A 24,183-nucleotide genomic window follows, 5' to 3' on the forward strand; every position below is an offset into this window, starting at 1 on the left:
TATCACTATTCTCTACGAAAACAACCCGCTTCATAACCAGCTACATAAGAATATAAGGATTCACGTCTGTAGAAATGGTTAACCCGGTTGTTGCAGATTCATGCTGATATTGATCAAGTACTGTTTTAATCGCACGACCTAACTGTGGCTCACGTTTGTATTTTATCAAACATTGGTATCTATATCTATTTTTGATTCGAGGAATTGGTGAGGCAACAGGCCCTAGAACAATCGCTTCCGGAGAAAGACTATTTCGAATGTAGCCGGTAATCTTTTCTGTCACCGACACTACCTTCATCAAATTCTCATGACTTACTGTGATTAGGGATATAAAGTAGAAAGGTGGATAATGATGAAGCTTTCTTATTTGCATCTCCCGCTCATAATACAAATCATAGTCCTGTTGGGCTGCCAACTGAATACTGTAATGCTCAGGCGTATAGGTTTGTACAATAACCTCCCCTGTTAGTTCATGTCTTCCGGCTCTTCCACTTACCTGTGTTAGGAGCTGAAAGGTTTTCTCTGATGAGCGGAAATCAGGAATATGCAGCATCGTATCAGCAGAAAGAACTCCTACGAGTGTAATCTTAGGAAAATCTAATCCTTTCGCAATCATTTGCGTTCCTAACAATATATCTGCTTTTCCTTCACCAAAATCAGTTAGCAGCTTTTCATGTGCCCCTTTTTTGGAAGTCGTATCCACATCCATTCGGATTACTCTGGCCTCTGGCAACACTTTGCCAAGTTCTTCTTCAATCTTCTGGGTACCTGTCCCAAAATAACGGATATACTCTGATTGGCATTCCGGGCATTGTGTTGGAACAAGTGACTCATAACCGCAATAATGACACTTCATTCTCTCACTAAACCGATGATAAGTTAACGAAATATCACAGTCCGGACAGTTCACAACATACCCACAATCTCTACACATGACAAAGGAGGAATGTCCTCGTTTGTTTAAAAACAATACGGTTTGCTCTTGCTTTTCAAGTCTATCTTTCAACTTTTCCATTAACGCCCTTGAAAACATGGAGCGATTTCCCTCACGAAGCTCTTCTCTCATATCCACGACTTCTACATGTGGCATTGGACCACTATTCATCCGGCTCGCCATTGTTAAGAGCTTATACACACCTTTTTTTGCGCGAGCAAATGATTCGAGTGCTGGAGTTGCGCTTCCTAGCACGACCGGACAACCATATTTTTTGGCACGTTGAATGGCTACGTCTCTGGCATGGTATCTAGGATTTTCTTCTTGCTTATAACTTGTTTCATGCTCTTCATCAATGATTATAATTCCAAGGTTTTCAAACGGAGCAAAAATCGCAGACCTTGCCCCTACAACGACTTTTACTTCTTTTCTTTGAATCTTTCGCCACTCATCGTATTTTTCCCCTGTAGAAAGTCCGCTGTGCATAACAGCCACTTCATCTCCAAATCTTCCTTTAAACCGTTTCACCATTTGTGGAGTTAAAGAGATTTCCGGGACGAGTACAATCGCTTCCTTTCCTTTCTCTAACACTCGTTGAATCGATTGTAAATAGACTTCCGTTTTCCCACTACCTGTTACTCCATAAAGTAAGAATACTTGATGAAGATCTTCTTCAATGGTTTGTAAAACGGGGGTAATTGCTATCGTTTGCTCTTGGGTTAACGGTAAAGCCAGTGTCCGTTCAAATACACGATTTTCGTAAGGATCTCGGTAAACTTCCACTTCTTCTTCCCTCAACATTCCTTTATTAACGAGACCCTTTATAGCAGATGACGAGGTGTTTAATATGTTCATCAAATGCTGTAAAGGAACTGGACCTGGATTCGCTAGGAAAAACTCTATAATTTCCCTTTGCTTCGTTGCCTGAATGGATAATAGGTTGAGTGAATCAGTAAGCTCCTCTTCATTCACATGTGGCATAACATACTTGCGCTTTTTCTTATTCACCCGTTCCTTTACTTCATATATAAATTCCACATGCCCACTAGCGATTTCTTTTTGTAATACCTTCCATGCATCCTTTTCAATTGTATCAAATGGTACCATATGATTTTTCTCAAATACCTTTTTTAGGACCGGGGGCAACAGATTCAAATCGGTCGTCACGCGAATCTTTTTTTCGTATTTCGCTTTTAGTGCTGCCGGTAGCATCACTTGATAGCCAGAAATCCGATAACAAAGAGTTTCTTCGGACAACCAATCCCCAAGCTGTAATAGTTCTTCATTTAATACCGGTACAATATCCATAGGAGCAATAATATCTCTAAGCTTTTCAAACTCTGAGCTAGGCTGAATGGAAATGACAAACCCTTGAATTTTCCGAGGCCCAAACGGAACAACCACCCTCATCCCTGGGGTGATAACCCCTTCTAAATGCTTAGGAATGCGATAATCAAACGGTCTGTCGGTTTGCTTAGCTGGGACATCCACAATGACACTCGCAATCATTCAGCTTCCTCTTCTGGTAGGAGCTTTAAAGCCTCTAAAAGAAGGGTTTTTGCCGCTTCTTGCTTTGTCATTAATGGTAACGAGATAGAATGACCATCTCGCTTGTAAATTGTTATTTTATTTGTATCTGTCCCAAATCCAGATCCTTCTTCTGCAACATTGTTTGCCACGATGATATCAGCATTTTTCTTCTCTAGCTTTCTCATCGCGTACTCTTCTACATGATCAGTTTCCGCAGCAAAACCAACCAACACTTGGTTCTTTTTGATTTTTCCAAGCTCAAGTAAAATGTCCTTGGTTCTTTCTAATTCAATGCTTTCATTGCCTTCCTGCTTTTTAATTTTGCGATTAGAAACCGTCTTTGGCTTATAATCAGCAACCGCAGCCGTTTTTACAACCAAATCGCTAGATTCATATTGGGCGATTGTCGCATCAAGCATGTCCTGCGCACTTTCCACATGGATAACCTTAACTCCCAGTGGTGGCTCAATGGAAACAGGTCCTGTTATGAGAGTTACCTCCGCTCCAAGATTCTTAGCTTGCTCGGCAATGGCATACCCCATTTTTCCGGACGAAAAATTCGTAATATAGCGGACAGGATCTATTTTTTCCCGTGTTGGACCAGCTGTTACAAGTACCTTTCTTCTCTTTAAAGGAGCATTCTTAGGTTGGAAAAATTCAGCGATTTTCTCTACAATCGTTTCAGGCTCTTCCATTCTGCCTTTGCCAACATAGCCACATGCTAAATAACCCTCTCCAGGCTCGATAAATCCATATCCGTAGCTTCGCAATGTTTCTAAATTCTTTCTCACTGCAGGATGATCATACATATGAACATTCATTGCAGGGGCAATCCATACAGGTACCGTAGCAGCCAACAAGGTCGTAGTTATCATATTATCAGCAATTCCATTCGCTAGCTTTCCAATAACATTCGCTGTTGCCGGAGCAACAACGATTAAATCTGCCCAATCAGCCAAATCAATATGGGCAATTACCTTTGAATTCTTTTCATCAAACGTATCTATATGCACATCATTTCTCGAAAGCGCCTGAAAGGTTAAAGGTGTCACAAATTTTGAAGCCGATTCACTTAGTATGACCTTTACTTCAAGCCCAGCTTGGGTGAGTTTGCTCGTTAAAGCTGCCGCTTTAAAAACCGCAATACCCCCACTAACACATAGTAAAATCTTCTTTCCTCTCACAGAAATACCTCCGTTCGATAAACATCTTTCTTTCATTATGCAAGAACCTAACTTCATTTGCATCTTTAAAACAAAAAACAACCTAAAATTTAGGTTGTTCCCCGTCTTTATTCAGCTGATTCGTCTTTTACGATACGGTAAGTAAGCTTATCGGCATGAATTTCTTCTAACGCTTTTCCAACCTGCTTATGAGAAACATACTTATCTAAGTGCAGGTTTTCTCCTTGTTGAAGCTTTCGTGCTCTTTTTGCAGCAACCGAAACTAGTGAATACTTTGAGTCAATTTTTGTCATTAATGAATCAATTGATGGATATAACATAGATTAATCTACCTCCAAAATTCTTCTATATCTAGGTTCTACTCGTTCACGACGTAAATGCTCGGCAATGACGATCGCTTTAATTCTTTCAACAGCTCTGTCGACTTGGTCGTTTTCCACCACATAATCATACAAATGCATCATTTCTAATTCTTCTCGTGCAGCATTCATTCGATTGTTGATGACATCCTCAGTCTCTGTACCACGTGTGACAATCCGGTTTTTCAACTCAGATAAACTTGGCGGAACGAGGAATATAAATAGTCCGTCCGGAAACTTCTTCCTGACCTGCCTCGCACCTTGTACTTCAATTTCCAAGAATACGTCTTTTCCACTATCTAATGTTTGTCTTACGTAATCAACGGGTGTCCCGTAATAATTGCCAACAAACTCGGCATATTCAAGTAGCTTTTCCTCTTCTATAAGTTGTTCAAATTCTTCTCTAGACTTAAAGAAGTAATCCACTCCATTAACTTCCCCTTCTCTTGGAGCACGGGTAGTCATCGAAATAGAGTATTCAAAGGCGGTATCAGGCTGTGAAAATACCTCTTTCCTTACCGTACCTTTTCCTACTCCGGAGGGTCCAGATAAAACAATTAATAACCCTTTTTCCTGCATGAATCTTTTCCTACCCTTCATCTATAATATCATCTTTATCATTTAAACGGGCCGCAACCGTTTCTGGCTGTACCGCAGAAAGAATAACATGGTCACTATCCATCACAATTACTGCGCGAGTTCTTCTTCCATATGTAGCATCTATTAACGAACCACGATCCCTTGCATCTTGAATAATTCTCTTTATCGGAGCTGATTCGGGACTAACGATAGAAATAATTCGATTTGCAGAAACGATGTTTCCAAAACCGATATTTATTAGTTTAATTGACATGATTGTCCTCCAATCATAAGAATTATTTTTACCTTCCTAAAGCATTTCTAAACCAAGTGCTATTCAATATTTTGAATCTGCTCCTTAATCTTTTCGATCAAGCTTTTTAACTCCACCACTTCGCTAGCTATTTTCGCATCATTTGCCTTTGATCCGATTGTATTTGTTTCCCTATTCATCTCTTGGACAAGGAAATCAAGCTTTCTACCAACAGGCTCCTGTTCATTTAAGAAGGTTGTAAATTGTACAACATGACTATCGAGTCTTGTGAGCTCTTCATTGATATCTACTTTATCTGCAAAAATGGCAATTTCAGTCACAATTCTCGCTTCATCCAACTGCAGGTCTACATATTCTTGAATTCTCTTCTTTAACCGATTCGCGTATTGTAGAGCAACAGTCGGCGCATATTTTCTAAGTGTATGGACAGTCGATTGTATCTTTTCAATATGTGAGCGAATATCCTGCTGTAATGCCTTCCCTTCCGCTTCACGCATATTTACACAATTTTGAGCAGCATCAAGCAAAGCATCTAACACAAGCTCTTCAATACACTCGGTGTCAGATTCTTGCTCTTCAATACTAAATATCTCGTCTCGATTAAGTATATCCTTGATGGAAACTCCCTCATTAATTTGAAAGCGTTTCTGAATTTCTTTTATGTACTGAAGATAGTCCTCTAAGAGACTCCAATCGACTAAGAGTTTTCGATTTGTTAGTCCTTCACCTTCTATGGTGATGAAGACCTCAATTCTTCCTCTTTTTATGTATTCATTAAGCGTCTTTTTTAGCTTATCCTCGAGGTTAGAAAGACTTCTAGGTATTCGGAAGTGATATTCGGCAAATCGGTGATTCACCGTTTTAACCTCAACAGTTACCTTGATATGTTCATTGCTGCGGATGCTTCTACCAAAGCCTGTCATGCTTTTTATCAAAGCCAACACCCCATAACTTTCCTGAGTATAGAAAAAGGTAATAGAGCTTTCTCTATCACCTTTTGGATTATAACATACTTTATTTATTTTTACTTGCCAAAAATGAACCTGCTAGTAAAAAAGTTGGGATGGACGCAAAACCAATGACTAATAACCAATCACGAAGAGCCAGTGGTACGGTATGGAAGATTGGTTGTAGTGGCGGATAATACATTACTACTAGCATTAAAGCTAATGAAGAAATAACCGCCCATACAAGATACATATTTCCGAATGGATTTCTTGAGAAAACGGATTTTTCACTACGACAATCGAATACATGAATTAGCTGAGCTAAAACAAGAGTAGCGAAAGCAACAGTTTGTGCATGAATTAAATCATTAGGATTTTCATTATACGAAATGATAAACGCAAGTAAAGTGGAAGTACCAATTAAAAAGCCTCGTGAGATAACCTTCCAGCCTAACCCTCTTGCAAAAACTCCTTCTTTAGGACTCCGCGGACCACGCTTCATCACGTTTTCCTCTGGCTGATCAAGACCTAATGCCATTGCTGGCAACCCATCCGTTACAAGATTGACCCAAAGAATTTGAATTGGCACTAGAGGAAGTGGGAGTGCAAGCAGCATAGCGAATAGCATCACTAATATTTCACCAACATTGGAAGCTAGTAAATAACGAATGAATTTACGGATGTTCTCGTAAATATTCCTTCCTTCTTTAATCGCTGCTTTAATTGTTGCAAAATTATCATCGAGAAGAACTAATGCAGATGCTTCTTTCGCTACATCGGTACCGGTAATTCCCATTGCTACACCAATATCTGCTGCTTTAATAGCCGGCGCATCATTGACTCCATCACCAGTCATCGCAACGATATGTCCCCTGCTTTGTAATGCTTTTACAATCTTTAACTTATGCTCTGGAGAAACACGTGCGAATACTGAAACGTCATCCACAACTTCTTCAAGCTCTTCTACTGACATCTCATTCAGTGCATTACCATCTAGCACCTTACTTTTTGGTGTTAGTATACCTAGTTGTTTGGCAATCGCCTTCGCTGTAATGATATGATCTCCTGTGATCATGACGGTCTTAATTCCTGCTTCTTTACATTCTTTAACTGCATGCCTCACTTCTGGTCGTGGCGGATCAATCATCCCTTGTAACCCGATAAAAGTGAGATCTTTTTCTGCTTCTCTTTCATCAAGGATAAGCGTTCCAGGTGACACCTCTCGGTAAGCTATCGCGATCGTACGTAATGCTTGAGATGCTAACCCTTCAATAGCATCCTTTACTTTTCCCTCCATGTCCCGAGACATAAACTGTCGACGATTTTCCCATAGGATTGATTCACTTTTTGAAATTAAGACGTCTGGTGCACCCTTTGTGACAATAAATTGTCTTCCGTTCGTATCCTTCACAACAACACTCATCATTTTCCGGGCTGAATCAAATGGGAATTCTTTTACTAACTCATACTGCTTTTGAAGTTGGTCTCTTGTAAAACCTGCTTTTAGTGCTGATACGAGAAGTGCACCTTCTGTAGGATCCCCGTCAATTACATACTCGCTGCCTTTTTGAGAGATTTCTGAATGGTTACAGAGCATACCAAACATCAGCATTTGCTGAAGTGCTTTTTCTTCTTTTATGGAAACCTTATGATCTCCCCGATAGAATTCACCTCTTGGCTCATAACCAACTCCACCAACTTGAGAAACCTCTCCCCCGCTCCATAAATGAGTAACGGTCATTTTATTCTGTGTCATCGTTCCTGTTTTATCAGAGCAAATAACAGAAGCACATCCTAATGTTTCAACAGCAGGAAGCTTACGAACAATAGCTTTTTGCTTAATCATTCGTTGAACACCAAGTGATAAAGCAACTGTGACAATTGCAGGTAGACCCTCAGGAATTGCGGCAACCGCTAACGATACCCCAGCTAAAAACATGGTATATAAATCGTGCCCGCCAAATACCCCTGCAATGACAACTAATACCGTTAAAAGAAGAGCCGCCGTGATTAAAATTTTTCCTAATTGCTCCAATCTTCTTTGAAGAGGTGTTTCCATCGTTTCCGCATTTTGCAGCAGGTCAGCAATTTGGCCCATCGCTGTTTTCATTCCGGTTCCAACAACAACTCCAACACCGCTTCCCCTCGTGATCATTGTTCCCATAAAGGCCATGTTTTGCATATCGCCAAGACCAAGATTTTCTTCTTGTAGTCTTTCATCTGTCTTTTGTACAGGTAACGATTCCCCCGTTAATGCTGATTCCTCAATTTCCAAACTATTGGTTTCTATTAATCTCACATCTGCCCCAATACGGTCACCACTTGAAAAACGTAAAATATCTCCTGGTACAACCTCTCTTGAAGCAATTTTGATCCAGTTTCCATCTCTTAAGACATATACTTGTGGCGCTGATAGCTCCTTTAGTGCCTGTAGGGAACGTTCGGCTTTACGCTCTTGGAAAAAACCTAAAAATCCATTGATAATGACAATCGCGATGATAGCAATCGCATCTATATACTCACCTAACAGTCCCGAAATCAACGTCGCTGCTAATAAAACAAGAACCATGAAGTCTTTGAATTGACTAAAGAATAAGATTAAAGCGGACTGCTTTTCTCCTTCTTCTAGCTCGTTGAATCCATGTTGTTCTATACGTTTTACTGCATCAGCCTCAGATAAACCGACCATGTAATCAGTATTTAAGGCTTTTTCTACTTCCTTTTTTTCCATCCCATGGAATCTCATCCGGCAATCCCTTCCTCCTATTATTTTCAACAGAGTTGTCCCAACTCACTCTAAACTAAGCTTATTCAGCCTCGTCCTAAAAAATGATATAATTATTACAAAAGTGGAAGCGACCGCTATTTTGAAATGCAATTTATAGAAAAGGATGTTCTCTTATGTCATTTGACGGACTGTTTACGCGTGCTATCGCTAAGGAGCTTTCTGAGACTTTACGCGGTGGGCGTATTAATAAAATTCATCAACCATTTAAAAATGAAATCGTGCTAGTTATTCGTGCAGGTGGAAAGAACCATAAGCTTTTGCTGTCTGTTCATCCGAGTTACGCTCGGGCACAAATAACTAAAGAATCATATGAAAATCCAAATGAGCCTCCAATGTTTTGCATGTTATTAAGAAAGCATTTAGAAGGATATATATTAGAGGATATTCATCAAGTTGGACTTGAAAGAATGATTGTTTTGGATGTGAAGGGAAGAAACGAACTCGGAGATCTGTCGAGCAAACAACTCGTTATTGAAATTATGGGACGCCATAGCAATATTGTCTTAATTGATAAGACACGAAACATGATTTTAGACAGCATCAAGCATGTCTCTTATGCTCTTAACAGCCATCGTGCGATTCTACCTGGTCAGGAGTACAAGCTTCCTCCTGCTCAAAACAAATATAATCCTCTAGAGGCATCAGAGGAGGACGTGTTAAAGAGAGTGGACTTTAATGCAGGTAAAATGGATAAGCAACTGGTTGAGCAATTTGCTGGTTTATCTCCTTTATTAGCAAGACAAATCATCCATGAAGCAGGCATTGTTAACCGAAATACCTTACCCAAAGCTTTTATTAATCGCATGGAAAAAATTGAAACGCATCAATATGAGCCATCGATAATGAATGCCAATGGAAAAGAAATGTTTTATCTATTCCCAATGACTCATACATCAGGTGAAATTCAATCATTTTCGAATATTAGCGAAATGCTCGACCGTTATTATTTTGGGAAAGCCGAAAGAGACCGTGTGAAGCAGCAAGGAAATGACCTGGAACGGTTGATTATTAATGAACGAGATAAAAATAAGAAGAAAATCGATAAGCTTCAAAAAACATTGGTAGATGCACAAAATGCAGAAGAATATCAATTATTTGGGGAGTTATTAACGGCCAATCTCTATTCCGTTGAAAAAGGTATGACATCCATCGAAGTGATTAATTATTATGACGAGAATGCTGGAATGGTTACTATACCACTCGATCCTCAGAAGTCACCGTCAGACAATGCGCAGCGATACTTTACAAAGTATCAAAAAGCAAAAACGGCACGTAGGATTGTTCAAGAACAAATTGAAAAAGCAAACGAAGAAGTGCTGTATTTTGAGACATTGATTCAGCAAATGGAGACTGCCTCTATTAAAGATATTGAGGAAATTCGTCAAGAGTTAATTGAAGAAGGATATATTCGTGACCGACATAAAAATAAATCAAAAAAACAATTAGTAGTAAAGCCAGTACTTGATCAATACGTATCCTCCGACGGAACAGACATCCTCGTAGGGAAAAACAATAAGCAAAATGATTACTTAACGAACAAAGTAGCCAGTCGTGACGATGTATGGCTTCATACTAAGGATATTCCTGGATCACATGTTGTCATTCGAAGCAAAGATCCAAGTGATACGACCATTCTAGAGGCAGCCAATATCGCTTCCTATTTTAGTAAAGCACGAAGCTCGAGCTCCGTTCCCGTTGACTTCACACAAGTAAGACATGTAAAGAAACCAAACGGAGCAAAACCAGGCTTCGTCATATATGACAACCAACAAACGGTATACGTCACACCTGACGAAAACCTTATTATCCAGTTAAAAAAATAAAAAAGGGTGTCAGACACCCCAAATGGACAGATTTGCTGTTTTGTCCGTCTGGGGTGGACACTCTTTTTTTCTTCATTTATATTAGGCTTTTACTACCGGTTTCCAAGCTGTAGGGTCTTGGCTCCAGCTACGAAGACTAGCTACTGCATCCTCTTCGATGCTTCCAGCCGCTAATGCCACATCCACTAATGTTGAGAAATCTGTTAGGGAATATGTTTTAATGCTTGCTTCCTCTAATAGCTTCTTCCCTTTTTCTAGTTCATACGTGAAGATAGAAACGACTCCTAATACTTCACAACCCGCTTCTCTTAATGCATCAACTGCAGTAATGACGCTTCCACCAGTTGAGATTAAGTCTTCCACTACTACTACTTTTTGTCCTGCAACGACACGGCCTTCAATTTGATTTCCTTTGCCATGCCCTTTTGCTGATGAACGAACATAACTCATTGGTAAATTAAGTAGCTCACTTACCCATGCCGCATGAGGAATTCCAGCAGTTGCTGTTCCAGCTACCATTTCTGCCTCAGGGAAGTTCTTAAGTATAAGTTCTTTTAGTCCAGCTGCAATCTCTCTTCTTGCTTCAGGAAAAGATAAAGTCAGTCTGTTATCACAATAAATCGGTGATTTAATTCCTGATGTCCAAGTAAATGGATGGTTCGGTTGTAACGATACTGCTCCGATTTCTAAAAGTGTGTTAGCTATTTTTTGTTTCATATACTTTTCCCTCCCACGCGTTTTGGTAAAGCTGATAAGCTAGTACCGGATCTTCGGCTCTTGTAATAGAACGACCTACAACAATCATGGATACACCTGCGTTTCTAGCAAACTCAGGAGTAGCTACTCTTTTTTGGTCACCAACTGACTCCGAACTCATTCGAATTCCTGGTGTAACAGTTAAGAACTGTTCACCTATTTGTTCACGGATGAGCTTTACTTCATTTGAAGAGCAAACCACCCCATCAAGTCCTGCATCTTTTGTTACCTTTGCATAATGAAGAACAGACTGTTCGAGGCTCACTGAAATTAATTGTTCACCTTTCATTTGTTCCTCTGAAGTACTAGTTAGCTGTGTTACTGCGATGATGTTTGGTCTTTTCGCACCTGAAGCCGTTCCAGCCTCAAGTCCTTCTACAGCTGCCATCATCATTTCTTTTCCACCTGCTGCATGAACATTCACTAAGTCACAACCTAGGCTAGCTAAGTTTCTCATTGCACGACCCACTGTATTTGGAATATCGTGCAATTTTAAATCTAAAAAAATATCATGACCCATTTCCTTTAATTCTTGTACCATTGCAGGGCCTTCTTTATAAAAAAGTTCCATGCCCACCTTAACGAATAGTTGCTCGTTATTAAATTTCTTTAAAAAACCGTACACATCATTTTTATCTGGAAAATCAAGCGCGATGATAAGCGAGTTTTTCATTCTTCTTCCAGCTCCTTCCCGTACATTCTGAAATATGATCAAATCCAAGTTCATTTAATAATACTGGAAGTTGTTCAATGATTTTCGGACATACGAGCGGATCTACAAAATTAGCTGTACCAACTGCCACCGCACTCGCTCCGGCATAAAAAAATTCAATCACATCTTCTGCCGATTGAACGCCACCCATCCCGATAATAGGAATATTTACGTGCTGACTTACTTCATATATCATTCGAATCGCAACCGGTTTAATGGCAGGTCCTGAAAGTCCACCTGTATTATTAGCGAGCACAGGCTTACCTGTTTTCAAATCAAGTCTCATACCTATTAACGTATTAATCATGGTTAACCCGTCAGCACCGCCTGCCTCGACCGCCTTCGCCATCTCAACAATATTCGATACATTCGGTGAAAGCTTGACATAAACAGGTACACTTGATACTTCTTTCACCCTTTTCGTTAATTCCTTTGCCACTTCAGGAATTGTTCCAAAAGCAATACCACCTGTTTTTACATTTGGGCAAGAGATATTCAGTTCAAGAGCATGAACATTACTTACCTTTGAAATTTCACGTGCAACTTCAATATAGTCCTCTTCAAGTGAGCCAGCCACATTTGCGATGATTGGTACATCAAATTGGTCTAACCAAGCAAGCTCCTCATTAATAACCTTTTTAAGGCCAGGATTTTGCAAGCCAATCGCATTTAACATTCCCGCAGTTGTCTCTGCTACCCGTGGAGTTGGATTCCCAAATCGAGGTTCTACTGTGGTTGCTTTAATCATTATGGAACCTAATGTACTTAAATCATAAAACTGACTATACTCTCTACCGAATCCAAAGCATCCTGACGCTGGCATGATTGGGTTTTTTAATTGTAAACCAGGTAGGTTCACCGCTAGTTGACTCATATAAGAACCTCCCCTCCTTTAAACACTGGCCCATCTGTACAAACCTTTTTATACGTATATCCTGTAGGATCTTCCTGTGTTCTACATACGCATGCAAAGCAAGCTCCAATTCCACAGCCCATTCGCTCTTCAAGAGACAGATATACATTTTTCTCAGGATACGCGGCCTCTAATGCTCGTAACATCGGGGTAGGACCACATGTGTACAATGTCTCAAATGAAAGATTTTGCTCGGCGATCACATCCGTTACAAATCCTTTCTCACCATGAGTTCCATCAACCGTTACGATATACGTATCACCTAATTCAGCAAATTTCTCTTCGTAAAATACCGCATCCTTTGTTGCAAAGCCTAACACATGAATGACATTCACGTTTCGCATTTTTAGCCTTAGAGATAATTCATATAGTGGAGGTACACCAATTCCGCCACCTACTAAAAGGGCAGTTGAACCAGCCTTTGCTTCCTCTACCGGAAATCCATTACCTAAAGGTCCTAGAACGTCTACAACATCTCCGACTCTTTTCTGTGCAAGAAGCTTCGTTCCATTACCTTCTGCACGGAAAATCATCGTAAACATGTCAGTTGCTTGGTCGATTTTTGCAATACTAATCGGTCTACGCAACAGTGGATCTACACTATCACTAACTTTTAGATGTACAAATTGACCTGGTTCATTCATCTGTTGGACGAGCTCACCCTTAAGGGTGAGCTCAAAAATATTGTGAGCTATTTCTTGATTGGAAAGTACAATGCATTCCTCATTACGAATCATAGTAGTACTGCCTCCCTGCTGTTTGCGGGACTTTTCTCCATCGCCTCAGCTGAAAAATTCATTGATTCAATTACTCGTAAAATGGCCTCTGCTGTATCTAATGAAGTTAAGCAAGGAACACCGTTTTCAACTGATTCTCTACGAATTCTAAACCCATCACGTTCTGGCTGCTTTCCTTTTGTTAATGTGTTAATGACAAATTGTGCTTGCCCGTTTCGGATTACATCGACGATATCAGGGTGGCCTCCACCAATCTTCTCAACAACTTTCACTGGAATTCCTTGTTCTTGGAAGAACTTCGCTGTCCCTTCCGTTGCCATTACACGGAAACCGATTGAGAAGAAACGCTGCGCGATCCCTAAAGCTTCTTGCTTATCTTTGTCAGCAATCGTCATAAGAACCGATCCAAATCCTTGAATTTTCATTCCTGAAGCAACTAATCCTTTGTAAAGGGCTTTTTCAAGCGTGTGGTCTTTCCCCATAACCTCACCAGTCGACTTCATTTCTGGTCCTAATGTTATATCAACTCGTCTTAGCTTAGCAAAAGAGAATACCGGTACTTTAACAAATACACCTTGCTTCTCTTCTACCAGTCCTGTCTCATAGCCTTGCTCCTTTAGCGATAATCCAAGAATCGCTTTTGTCGCAAGATTAGCCATTGGTACGTTTGTAATTTTGCTTAAGAATGGTACCGTACGGCTTGAACGAGGATTTACTTCCAACACATACACTTCTTCTTTTGAAACGACGTATTGAATGTTGAAAAGTCCTATGATTCCTAAACCTTTAGCCAAACGAATGGTGTAGTCAACAAGCTTGTCTTTTACTGCTTGTGATATGCTTTGTGGCGGGTACACAGCGATTGAGTCACCAGAGTGAACTCCAGCTCTTTCAATATGCTCCATGATTCCAGGAATGATGACTGTTTCGCCATCGCAAATTGCATCTACTTCTATTTCTTTTCCTGTTAGGTAACGGTCAATTAATATCGGATGCTCTGGATTAATCTTTACCGCTTCCTTCATGTATTGCAATAACTCCGCTTCTTGATAAACGATTTGCATCGCTCTACCACCAAGTACATATGATGGACGAACCAATACTGGGTAACCAATTGAATTAGCTATCACGGCTGCTTCAGCTGCTGTTCTTGCCGTTTTTCCTAACGGCTGAGGAATTCCTAACTCTTGCAATGCAGCTTCAAAACGGTCTCGATTTTCTGCACGGTCAAGATCATCCAAGCTCGTTCCTAGAATCTTAACCCCTCTTTCTACAAGCTTAGAAGCTAGGTTAATCGCTGTTTGTCCACCGAATTGGACAACCACACCAGCTGGCTTTTCTAAATCAATCACATGCATGACATCTTCAATTGTTAAAGGCTCAAAGTAAAGCTTATCAGAGATACTGAAGTCAGTTGATACTGTTTCAGGATTATTGTTAATGATGATGGCCTCATAGCCTGCCTCTTGAATCGCCCAAACCGCATGAACCGTTGAGTAGTCAAATTCGATTCCTTGACCAATTCGAATTGGACCAGAACCAAGTACAATTACACTTTCACGTTCACTTACAATGGATTCATTTTCGTCTTCATACGTTCCGTAATAGTAAGGTGTTTCCGACTCGAACTCAGCTGCACATGTATCAACCATTTTGTAAACTGGAACAATGCCCTTTTCTACTCTCCAGTCATATACAGCACGCTCGTTTGTAGACCAAAGCTTGGCAAGAGTACTGTCAGCAAATCCTAGTTCCTTTGCTTCTCTAGTAATTTCCTCGTCAAAAGGAAGAGCTTGCAACTTTGCTTCGAACTCGACAATTTTAGAAAACTTTGCAAGGAAGAATAGATCAATTTTGCTCCATGCATGGATGGTTTCGATCGTAACGCCACGTCTTAACGCTTCACCGATATAGAACAGACGCTCATCTCCAGCTTTACGAATTCGCTTTTCAAGTAACTCATCAGATATTTCATCTGCATCGTTTAGTGAAAAATGGAATACATTCGCTTCTAGTGAACGAATGGCTTTTAATAAAGATTCTTCAAATGTACGGCCAATCGCCATTACTTCACCGGTAGCCTTCATTTGTGTACCAAGTGTACGGTTCGCACTTTCGAACTTATCAAACGGCCATCTTGGAATTTTTGATACGATATAATCAAGAGCAGGTTCGAAACTTGCATAGGTTTTTCCTGTTACAGGGTTCATCATTTCATCAAGCGTTAACCCCACCGCAATTTTTGCAGCAAGCTTAGCAATCGGATATCCTGTCGCTTTTGATGCAAGAGCAGAGGATCTACTCACACGTGGATTTACTTCAATGATGTAATAATCATAACTGTCAGGATCTAAAGCTAGCTGTACGTTACAGCCACCCTCAATTCCAAGGGCGCGAATGATCTTTAATGATGTATTTCTAAGCATTTGATACTCACGATCGCTCAGCGTTTGGCTCGGCGCAACAACGATTGAATCTCCTGTATGAACACCGACTGGATCGATGTTTTCCATATTACATACAACGATCGCATTGTCATTCGCGTCTCTCATTACTTCATATTCAATTTCCTTAAAGCCAGCAATGCTTTTCTCTAATAGACATTGTGTAACCGGGCTATTTTTCAAACCACTTGTTACGGTTTCAACCAATTCCTCTTCGTTATGGCAGATCCCTCCACCCGTGCCGCCGAGTGTAAACGCTGGACGAACGATGACTGGGTAACCGATTTGTGCAACGAAGTCATATGCTTCTTCAAGTGTATGGATAATTTCACTTTCAGGTACTGGCTCGCCTAGGTCATTCATTAATGTACGGAATAAATCGCGATCCTCCGCTTGCTCAATGGCTGAAAGCTTTGTACCTAAAATTTCTACATTACATTCCTCAAGAACTCCAGAGTTAGCTAACTCTACTGCTAGGTTTAATCCTGTTTGTCCTCCAAGTGTTGGGACAAGTGCATCTGGTCGTTCTTTTCGGATGATTGTGCTAACGAACTCCAAAGTTAGTGGCTCAATATACACAGCATCTGCCATCGTAGTATCTGTCATGATTGTTGCTGGGTTAGAGTTTACTAAGATAACACGGTACCCTTCTTCTTTTAATGCGATACATGCTTGAGTACCTGCATAATCAAATTCTGCTGCTTGCCCAATGACGATGGGACCTGATCCGATAACTAGTATGCTTTTTATATCTGTACGCTTTGGCATTCGATTGCACCTTCCTCTTTTTCTGTCTCAATCAACTGTAAAAACTGTTCGAATAAATAGTTTGCATCCTCTGGTCCTGGAGATGCTTCCGGATGATACTGGACCGTAAATGCTTTTGCTTCTTTATGCTTTAATCCTTCAACCGTACCGTCATTTAACGCGATATGTGTAACCTCTAACAAAGTTCCTTGAAGTGATTCTTCTTCAACGGTGTACCCATGGTTTTGTGAAGTAAGAGCCACTTTTCCTGTTGCTAAATCCTTCACCGGGTGGTTCGAGCCTCTGTGACCAAATTTCAACTTAACCGTGTTCGCTCCACATGCTAGCGCAAACAACTGATGACCTAAACAAATTCCAAACAGTGGAACATGTCCTATGATTTGTTGAATCATTTCAATTGCTTCTGGAACATCCTTAGGGTCCCCAGGTCCATTCGATAGCATCACTCCGTCTGGCTTCAAACGTTTAATTTCTTCAGCGGTTGTGTTATAAGGAACAACAATTACGTCACAATCACGCTTATTTAATTCGCGTAAAATTCCATGCTTCATTCCAAAGTCAACAAGAACAATTCTTCTTCCTCTACCAGGACTTGCATAAGCAGATTTAGTGGAAACTTGCTTTACTTGATCGTTTCTAAATGGTGCTTTTAATCCTTCAAGCACTTCCTCAACACTTGCATCAATCGAACAGATCGCACCCTTTAGTGCCCCATATTGTCGAATGATTCTTGTAAGCTTTCTTGTGTCGACACCTGAAATTCCAGGAATATTCTTTTCTTTTAATAATTCATCTAATGTTTTTTCGTTTCTCCAGTTCGATGCAAAGTCTGCCGCTTCCTTCACAACCATTCCATGAACAGAAGGAGAAATTGATTCGAAATCATCACGATTTATCCCGTAATTTCCAACAAGCGGATAAGTAAAAGTAACGATTTGTCCACAGTAAGAAGGGTCAGAGAGAATTTCCTGATAACCAGTCATTCCGGTGTTAAACACGACTTCTCCCATTTTTTCTGTGTCACTTCCAAAAGCTTTTCCGATAAAAACTGTCCCGTTTTCTAGAATTAATTGCCTTTTCATACTGTTACATACCCTCTTTTCCATGCGATTTTCCCAGCTGCGATTGTTACTATTGGCCATCCTTTACATTCCCAACCACCAAATGGAGTGTTTCTTCCTTTTGATAAGAATGTATTTGGATCAATTTTTTCTTGATTATCAAGATCGACTAATACCAGATCAGCGACTGCTCCAACCTCAAGCTTTCCATATGGTAAGTCAAATGCCTGAGCCGGCTTCACTGTTAAGAAATCTACTAACTGCTTTTCTGTTAAAATTCCCTTTTCAACAAGATTTGTATATAAAAGTGGGAATGCCGTTTCTAACCCGACAATTCCAAATGGTGCAAGAGCCATTCCCTCTGCTTTTTCTTCAGCCGTATGAGGAGCATGGTCTGTGGCAATAAAATCAATTGTTCCATCAAGTAAACCTTCAATTAATGCCTCTCGATCCACTTTTCCTCTTAGTGGAGGATTCATTTTATAGTTCGTATCTAATCCTGGGATATCCTCATCACATAATAGTAGATGATGCGGTGTTACTTCTGCAGTTACACGAATCCCTGCACGCTTGGCGTCACGTACCACACGAACCGATTCTTTCGTACTAATATGGCATACATGGTAATGACAGTTTGCTGCTTCAGCTAATAAAACGTCTCTCGCAATATGAACTGATTCACAAACAGAAGGTATTCCGTTCAAGCCATGTTTATTTGAAAATTCCCCTTCGTGTACAGATCCTTTATGAATTAACGTGTTTTCTTCGCAATGTGCCACGATTGGCATATCTACACTTGCTGCAAGTTGCATCGCTTGAAGCATCATATCTGCTGATTGAACCCCTACTCCGTCATCTGTGAAGGCGAATGCTCCTTCTTCTTTTAATTCGGCAAAATCAGTAAGTTCCTTTCCTAACTCTCTGATCGTAATTGAAGCATATGGCAGCACTCGAACAGCACCTGTTTCTGCAATTCGTTTATTTAAATTTTGAAGAGTTTCGACTGAATCTGGAACCGGTCTTGTATTAGGCATAGCTGCAATCGTTGTAAAACCCCCACGAGCTGCTGCTAGTGTACCTGTAGCAATCGTTTCCTTCTTCTCTCCTCCTGGCTCACGTAAATGAACATGCAAGTCAACAAACCCAGGAGATACTAGCAATCCTGCTGCGTCAATGATCTCTGCATCCTCTGCTTGAAGATCCGGACCAATTGCTGCAATCTTTTCGTCTTTTATTAAAATATCGACTGCCTCCTTTTGTCCTTTATCAGTAAGCCATTGACCATTTTTGATGAGAATTGTCATTGAATTTTCCCCCTTCAGATTGTTGTAGTGCTCTTTTTAATACTGCCATACGAATGTAGACGCCATTTTCCATTTGCTTAAAGATTCTCGAACGCTCACATTCTACTAAACTATCAGCGATTTCTACATCTCTATTTACTGGCGCAGGATGCATAATAATGCTTCCTTTCTTCATCCGTTTTTCTCTTTCTATGGTTAAACCAAAAACTTGGTGATAATCAACCGTTTCTCCACCTACTTGATGCCTTTCGTGTTGAATACGGAGGAGCATAAGCACATCAACGGTTTCTGTTAACTTATCAATCTCTTCATACCTTCCGTATTGTAAAAGCTCTTGGTCAATCCATTCTTTTGGTCCTGAGAAGACGATCTCTGCCCCTAATCGGTGAAGGGCAATCGCATTTGACCTTGCTACACGGCTGTGTATTAGGTCTCCCACAATACCTATCTTAAGGCCTTGAAAATGTCCGTATTCTTCGTAAATCGTTAATAAGTCAAGCAACGATTGAGTTGGATGATGACCGCATCCATCTCCAGCGTTAATAATTTTAACGTTTGTTTTTCCGACTAGCTGCTTGAAGTACTCGTCTTCTGTGTGGCGAATGACGACCGCCTGAACACCAATAGATTCTAAAGTTCGAACCGTATCATATAGCGTTTCACCTTTAGTGATACTTGATGAATGTGTTTCGAATGGAATAATGTTTAAACCCAGTCTTCTTTCAGCAATTTCAAAACTGCATTTTGTTCTAGTACTCGGTTCAAAAAACAAGTTTGCAACAAAGGATGATTGATTAGGCTGCCACGCAGCACCCTCAGAAAATTTTTTCGCCTCTGCAAGGATGTCGTAAATCTCGGTAACGGAAAGCTCTGAAGTAGTAAGCAGATTCATGATCAAAACACTCCTTTTGTGGTTTATGTAAAAAAATAGCACCCTTGACTTTTTTGTCAGGGTGCTATGCAGATAGGCAGAAGCAGAACACACCCAACTTGGGTATCTCCACTTCTCCTATGCACCCTTTCAAGCCTCTCTGGACTTTCTTTAAAAGGTGTAGCTATGCTACTTCATTTTCCTTTTCACTCTCAAACATATCTTCGGCAGCTTCTGGTCTACCAGGAAGGATTAAATTAATCAATATCCCCAAGATAGCTGCTAATGCCATCCCATGTATTTCAAATCCTTCAGAAACTTTAATGACTGCTCCACCGATACCAACTACTAAGATTACTGATGATATCACAAGGTTTCGCTTGTCCCCGAAGTCGATTTTGCTATCAACTAGCATACGTAATCCTGATGATGCGATAATTCCGAATAGAAGGATGGATACTCCACCCATTACTGGAGTTGGGATTGAACTTATTAGTGCTGTTACTTTACCGATGAATCCAAATACTGTTGCAACGACTGCTGCTCCAAGAAGTACGTATACGCTGTATACTCTTGTAATGGCTAATACTCCGATGTTTTCTCCATATGTTGTCTTTGGAGGTCCACCGATTAGTGCAGAGATCATTGTTGCAGTTCCATCTCCTAAAATCGAACGATGTAAACCAGGGTTTTTAATATAATCACGACCAACTACTTTTCCTAATACAAGTTGGTGACCAATATGTTCTGATAATGTTACGACGGCTACTGGAGCCATTAATAGTACTAAATCAAGTGTTACTTTTACTTCATAATCAACGAACGGTACAAAGAAGTTTGGCATTTCGAACCATTTGGCAGCTGCAACTGGGGCAAAATCAACGATTCCTACTATTAATGAATACACATATCCAATAATGATACCTGCGAGAATTGGAATCATGCTCAATGTTCCTTTTCCGTAGATGGAGAAAATGATGGTTGCTACTAATGTTACAAGTGCAGCTGAGAAATGCAGTAGGCTATATTCTCCAGCTGGGTTATTCATTGCCATACTAACTGCGGTTCCTGCTAAAGCCAACCCGATTACAATAATGATTGGTCCTACTACGATTGGAGGAAGGAGATTCATAATCCAACGGTAACCTGCTTTTTTAATGATTAGTGCAACAATTCCGTACACTAAACCAGCAATAAAGCTTCCAATCATGGCACCTGCTGGGCCGCCTGCTGCTTTTGCCGCAATGATCGGTGTAATGAAAGCGAATGATGATCCTAAATATGCAGGTACTTGCCATTTCGTTATCATAAGGAACGCGATCGTTCCCAAACCACTGGAGATAAGTGCAATCGCTGGATCAAGTCCAACTAAGAATGGTACTAATATGGTAGCTCCAAACATAGCGAATAAGTGCTGTAGGCTAAGTGTGAGCCAATGGACTGGTTTCGGTGTTTCGTGTACATCTAGGATTGGTTTGTTATTCATGTATGTGTCTCTCCTCTGGTAGTTAAAATAAAAACCCTCTTTTGCACAAGAGGGTCTAGTTGCAGGTCAAGGTACATATTCCCCCCTCAACTCTACATTTCCCCTTGAAAGCCTCTCTGTGCTTTTTTAAAAGGTTATATTTATTTTTCGTGTATACTTACTGTATCATGTTTGTCAACTTCTGCTAGTTGAACTACAATTTTTTCAGAACTAGAGGTTGGGATGTTTTTCCCAACATAATCTGCTCTTATAGGTAACTCTCTATGGCCTCTGTCTACTAGAACTGCCAGCTGTACTGAAGCAGGTCTTCCGATATCGACTAATGCATCTAACGCAGCCCGTACAGTTCTGCCTGTGTATAATACATCATCCACTAAGATGACAATTTTATTAGTAATATCGTGCGGGATGTCTGAACCCTTTACTAAAGGTTCCTGATCATTTGTTTTCTTAGTTAGATCGTCCCGATACAAAGTAATATCTAATTCACCTACCGGTACTTCGGTGCCTTCAATTTCTTTAATTCTTGCAGCAAGACGCTCAGCGAGAAAGATTCCTCTTGTTCGTATTCCAATGAGAACAATTCGATCTACACCTTTGTTTTTTTCAATAATTTCGTGAGCAACCCTTGTCAATGCTCTTCTTATGGCTTGTTCATCAAGTACAATTGCTTTTTGTGACAAGGTTTTCCCCTCCTCATTTATCCATAAAAAGACCCTCTAGGCCAGGGCTTAGAGGGTACACGAATTGCATTTGTAGGCATAATTATGCCATACAAGCTCCGTTTCCTTCTCAGCCTCACAGGACCGTCTTTAAAGGACTTATTCAACTATAGAAATCATAAATCAGATGTAGAACTTTGTCAACGATTATTTCTCAAAGACTCAAGAAGTTCTACAAAGTACTCTGGTAATGGGGCTTCAAATTCTAAGTATTCATTGGTTCGAGGGTGATTAAATCCTAACACACCCGCATGCAGAGCTTGTCCGCCGATATCTAGCGTTTTTCTTGGTCCATATTTTGGATCTCCAGCTAACGGATAACCAATATATTTCATATGGACTCTGATTTGATGGGTACGTCCCGTCTCTAACTGACATTCAACAAGTGTAAAATCTTTAAAGCGCTCCAACACTTGAAAATGCGTAACTGCATGCTTTCCGTTATCCACTACAGTCATACTTTGACGATCCTTAGGGTCTCTTGCTAGCGGGGCATCAATTGTTCCATAATCATGAGGAATAACTCCATGGACAATGGCTCGGTATTTACGTGTTACGGTCTTTGCAACAAGCTGATTCACAAGGCTTTCGTGAGCCAAATCATTTTTAGCAACCATCAATAAACCGGAAGTATCCTTATCGATTCGATGGACGATACCTGGTCGAAGCACTCCGTTGATGCCCGACAGATCTTTACAGTGAGCCATTAATCCATTCACAAGCGTTCCTGTTGAATGACCTGGTGCTGGATGTACCACCATTCCCTTAGGCTTGTTTACAACTAAAACATCACTATCCTCATAAAAGATCTCAAGGTCCATCGGCTCAGGAACCACATCAAGCTCCTCTGGATCTGGAATATTTATTTCAACTACATCTCCAACTGAACATTTATAGCTGCTTTTTACTTTTTGGCCGTTAACAACAACGCTGCCTTCTTGCATCCATAACTGTACTTGTGATCTCGACCATTCATTGTTTACACTCGAAAGAACCTTATCGAGTCTTTCGCCTTTATACTCTTCATTAATTGTTTGTATTACTTTGTCCATTTGCTATCTCCTTAGATTGTCGCTCTTCTTGCCACATTTGTATCATTAATAAACCCACTCCAATAACTAAGGCTGAATCAGCAATATTAAAGATAGGAAAATTATAGTTAAAAATATACGTATGAATAAAATCAACTACTTCTTTATGTACTACTCGGTCGTAGAAATTACCAATCGCTCCTCCTAGCATTAATCCGAGAGCCACTCCAAGAAGCCTTTTACCTTTCGCTGCTTTTTGAATATAATAAACAATCCCGATAATCACAATCACAGTTATTAAGTAAAAAAACCACATCTGTCCTTGCAAAATACCCCAAGCAGCCCCTCTATTCCGATGGGAGGTAATATAAAACCAGTTTTCTATAACGGTTATGCTTTCTCCTAGCTCCATTCTTTTCACAACTAACCATTTGGTCCATTGGTCAAGAATAATGACAATTAATGCGATTATGTAATAAAACACAAAGGAAACCTCCAAACCTTCTCTTAATATTCCCTTTGCATTTTAGCACATTCTCTATAAAAACGACAGTAAACGCTTCAGTTTAAAAAAGTGGTTTACATAAATATTGTTCAAGCTTCCCACAGTCCTCCACCGTTTTTAAGGTTGGAACCATTTGAAGTAGTTCATAAGGTAATAATTCACCTGATATTTCGCATCTGCCAAACGAACCATTCTCCAATTTTTGAATGGCACTATTGATGTCTCTTAATTCTTCCTCAATAAGCGGTTTTACTAAGGGAGATCCTTTTGAATTTGATAACTGCATCATTAATTCAGTACGCGATTTCCGGAGTTCCAAATAGAGCTTTTGTTCAAATGCTTCCATTTTGTTCATACCTCCGTTTTCAGATGTTTTCGTTAGTATATCGCGATGGACACGATTCGACACGAACAACATTTAACAACGAAAACAATCATTGACGAAAGTGGAATAA

At 40.2% G+C, this 24,183-nt stretch carries 21 protein-coding genes; 1 reads left to right on the plus strand and 20 read right to left on the minus strand.

Going from position 1 to position 24,183, the window contains the following annotated elements:
• Positions 1 to 40: 40 nt before the first annotated feature.
• From priA to M3175_RS05850, 7 genes are all read right to left on the minus strand, one after another.
• Positions 41 to 2,443, minus strand: a complete 2,403-nt coding sequence (gene priA, locus M3175_RS05820; protein WP_251515825.1) for a primosomal protein N' — start codon at positions 2,441 to 2,443, stop codon at positions 41 to 43.
• Positions 2,440 to 3,648: a bifunctional phosphopantothenoylcysteine decarboxylase/phosphopantothenate--cysteine ligase CoaBC gene (coaBC, locus tag M3175_RS05825; protein ID WP_251515827.1), complete on the minus strand. Its 1,209-nt coding sequence runs from the start codon at positions 3,646 to 3,648 to the stop codon at positions 2,440 to 2,442. The genes priA and coaBC overlap by 4 nt, the downstream gene beginning before the upstream one ends.
• A gap of 107 nt (positions 3,649 to 3,755) precedes the next feature.
• On the minus strand, positions 3,756 to 3,968 hold the full coding sequence (gene rpoZ / locus M3175_RS05830) for a DNA-directed RNA polymerase subunit omega (RefSeq protein ID WP_119707491.1): 213 nt from the start codon (positions 3,966 to 3,968) through the stop codon (positions 3,756 to 3,758).
• 3 nt (positions 3,969 to 3,971) lie between these two features.
• Complete coding sequence (gene gmk, locus M3175_RS05835; RefSeq protein WP_251515829.1) at positions 3,972 to 4,586, minus strand: guanylate kinase; 615 nt, start codon at positions 4,584 to 4,586, stop codon at positions 3,972 to 3,974.
• A 10-nt stretch (positions 4,587 to 4,596) separates the two neighbouring features.
• Complete coding sequence (gene remA / locus M3175_RS05840; protein WP_066053091.1) at positions 4,597 to 4,860, minus strand: extracellular matrix/biofilm regulator RemA; 264 nt, start codon at positions 4,858 to 4,860, stop codon at positions 4,597 to 4,599.
• A gap of 59 nt (positions 4,861 to 4,919) precedes the next feature.
• On the minus strand, positions 4,920 to 5,795 hold the full coding sequence (locus tag M3175_RS05845; RefSeq protein ID WP_251515830.1) for a YicC/YloC family endoribonuclease: 876 nt from the start codon (positions 5,793 to 5,795) through the stop codon (positions 4,920 to 4,922).
• 79 nt (positions 5,796 to 5,874) lie between these two features.
• Positions 5,875 to 8,553, minus strand: coding sequence for a calcium-translocating P-type ATPase, SERCA-type (locus tag M3175_RS05850; protein WP_251515832.1), 2,679 nt, complete (start codon positions 8,551 to 8,553; stop codon positions 5,875 to 5,877).
• A 155-nt stretch (positions 8,554 to 8,708) separates the two neighbouring features.
• On the opposite strand from M3175_RS05850, the gene M3175_RS05855 reads away from it, so the two are divergent.
• Positions 8,709 to 10,418: an Rqc2 family fibronectin-binding protein gene (locus M3175_RS05855; RefSeq protein WP_251515834.1), complete on the plus strand. Its 1,710-nt coding sequence runs from the start codon at positions 8,709 to 8,711 to the stop codon at positions 10,416 to 10,418.
• 81 nt (positions 10,419 to 10,499) lie between these two features.
• Here M3175_RS05855 and pyrE read toward each other — a convergent pair whose 3' ends face one another.
• From pyrE to M3175_RS05920, 13 genes are all read right to left on the minus strand, one after another.
• Positions 10,500 to 11,135: an orotate phosphoribosyltransferase gene (gene pyrE, locus M3175_RS05860; RefSeq protein WP_251515836.1), complete on the minus strand. Its 636-nt coding sequence runs from the start codon at positions 11,133 to 11,135 to the stop codon at positions 10,500 to 10,502.
• Positions 11,116 to 11,847: an orotidine-5'-phosphate decarboxylase gene (gene pyrF, locus M3175_RS05865; RefSeq protein WP_251515838.1), complete on the minus strand. Its 732-nt coding sequence runs from the start codon at positions 11,845 to 11,847 to the stop codon at positions 11,116 to 11,118. Before pyrF ends, pyrE begins: the two co-directional genes overlap by 20 nt.
• Positions 11,819 to 12,760, minus strand: coding sequence for a dihydroorotate dehydrogenase (locus tag M3175_RS05870; protein ID WP_251515840.1), 942 nt, complete (start codon positions 12,758 to 12,760; stop codon positions 11,819 to 11,821). Before M3175_RS05870 ends, pyrF begins: the two co-directional genes overlap by 29 nt.
• Entirely contained in the window at positions 12,757 to 13,536 is a 780-nt protein-coding gene (locus M3175_RS05875; RefSeq protein WP_251515842.1) for a dihydroorotate dehydrogenase electron transfer subunit, read from the minus strand. Before M3175_RS05875 ends, M3175_RS05870 begins: the two co-directional genes overlap by 4 nt.
• Entirely contained in the window at positions 13,533 to 16,748 is a 3,216-nt protein-coding gene (gene carB, locus M3175_RS05880; RefSeq protein WP_251515844.1) for a carbamoyl-phosphate synthase large subunit, read from the minus strand. Before carB ends, M3175_RS05875 begins: the two co-directional genes overlap by 4 nt.
• Positions 16,727 to 17,830: a carbamoyl phosphate synthase small subunit gene (locus M3175_RS05885; protein WP_285852185.1), complete on the minus strand. Its 1,104-nt coding sequence runs from the start codon at positions 17,828 to 17,830 to the stop codon at positions 16,727 to 16,729. Before M3175_RS05885 ends, carB begins: the two co-directional genes overlap by 22 nt.
• Entirely contained in the window at positions 17,827 to 19,113 is a 1,287-nt protein-coding gene (pyrC, locus tag M3175_RS05890) for a dihydroorotase (RefSeq protein ID WP_251515848.1), read from the minus strand. The genes M3175_RS05885 and pyrC overlap by 4 nt, the downstream gene beginning before the upstream one ends.
• A complete protein-coding gene (locus M3175_RS05895; protein WP_251516281.1) occupies positions 19,076 to 20,008 on the minus strand; it encodes an aspartate carbamoyltransferase catalytic subunit in 933 nt (310 codons plus the stop codon). Before M3175_RS05895 ends, pyrC begins: the two co-directional genes overlap by 38 nt.
• 160 nt (positions 20,009 to 20,168) lie before the next feature.
• Complete coding sequence (locus M3175_RS05900) at positions 20,169 to 21,470, minus strand: solute carrier family 23 protein (RefSeq protein WP_251515850.1); 1,302 nt, start codon at positions 21,468 to 21,470, stop codon at positions 20,169 to 20,171.
• A 140-nt stretch (positions 21,471 to 21,610) separates the two neighbouring features.
• Entirely contained in the window at positions 21,611 to 22,153 is a 543-nt protein-coding gene (pyrR, locus tag M3175_RS05905) for a bifunctional pyr operon transcriptional regulator/uracil phosphoribosyltransferase PyrR (RefSeq protein ID WP_251515852.1), read from the minus strand.
• A 179-nt stretch (positions 22,154 to 22,332) separates the two neighbouring features.
• Positions 22,333 to 23,244 (minus strand): RluA family pseudouridine synthase, encoded by a 912-nt coding sequence (locus tag M3175_RS05910; RefSeq protein WP_251515854.1) that lies wholly within the window; start codon positions 23,242 to 23,244, stop codon positions 22,333 to 22,335.
• Positions 23,219 to 23,707 carry a signal peptidase II gene (gene lspA / locus M3175_RS05915; protein WP_251515856.1) on the minus strand — a complete coding sequence of 163 codons (489 nt, stop codon included), beginning with the start codon at positions 23,705 to 23,707 and terminating at the stop codon, positions 23,219 to 23,221. The genes M3175_RS05910 and lspA overlap by 26 nt, the downstream gene beginning before the upstream one ends.
• An 82-nt stretch (positions 23,708 to 23,789) precedes the next feature.
• Positions 23,790 to 24,083 (minus strand): hypothetical protein, encoded by a 294-nt coding sequence (locus M3175_RS05920; RefSeq protein ID WP_251515858.1) that lies wholly within the window; start codon positions 24,081 to 24,083, stop codon positions 23,790 to 23,792.
• Positions 24,084 to 24,183: the final 100 nt, after the last annotated feature.

This window comes from Robertmurraya korlensis (assembly GCF_023715225.1).
Taxonomy (GTDB): Bacteria; Bacillota; Bacilli; order Bacillales; family Cytobacillaceae; genus Robertmurraya_A.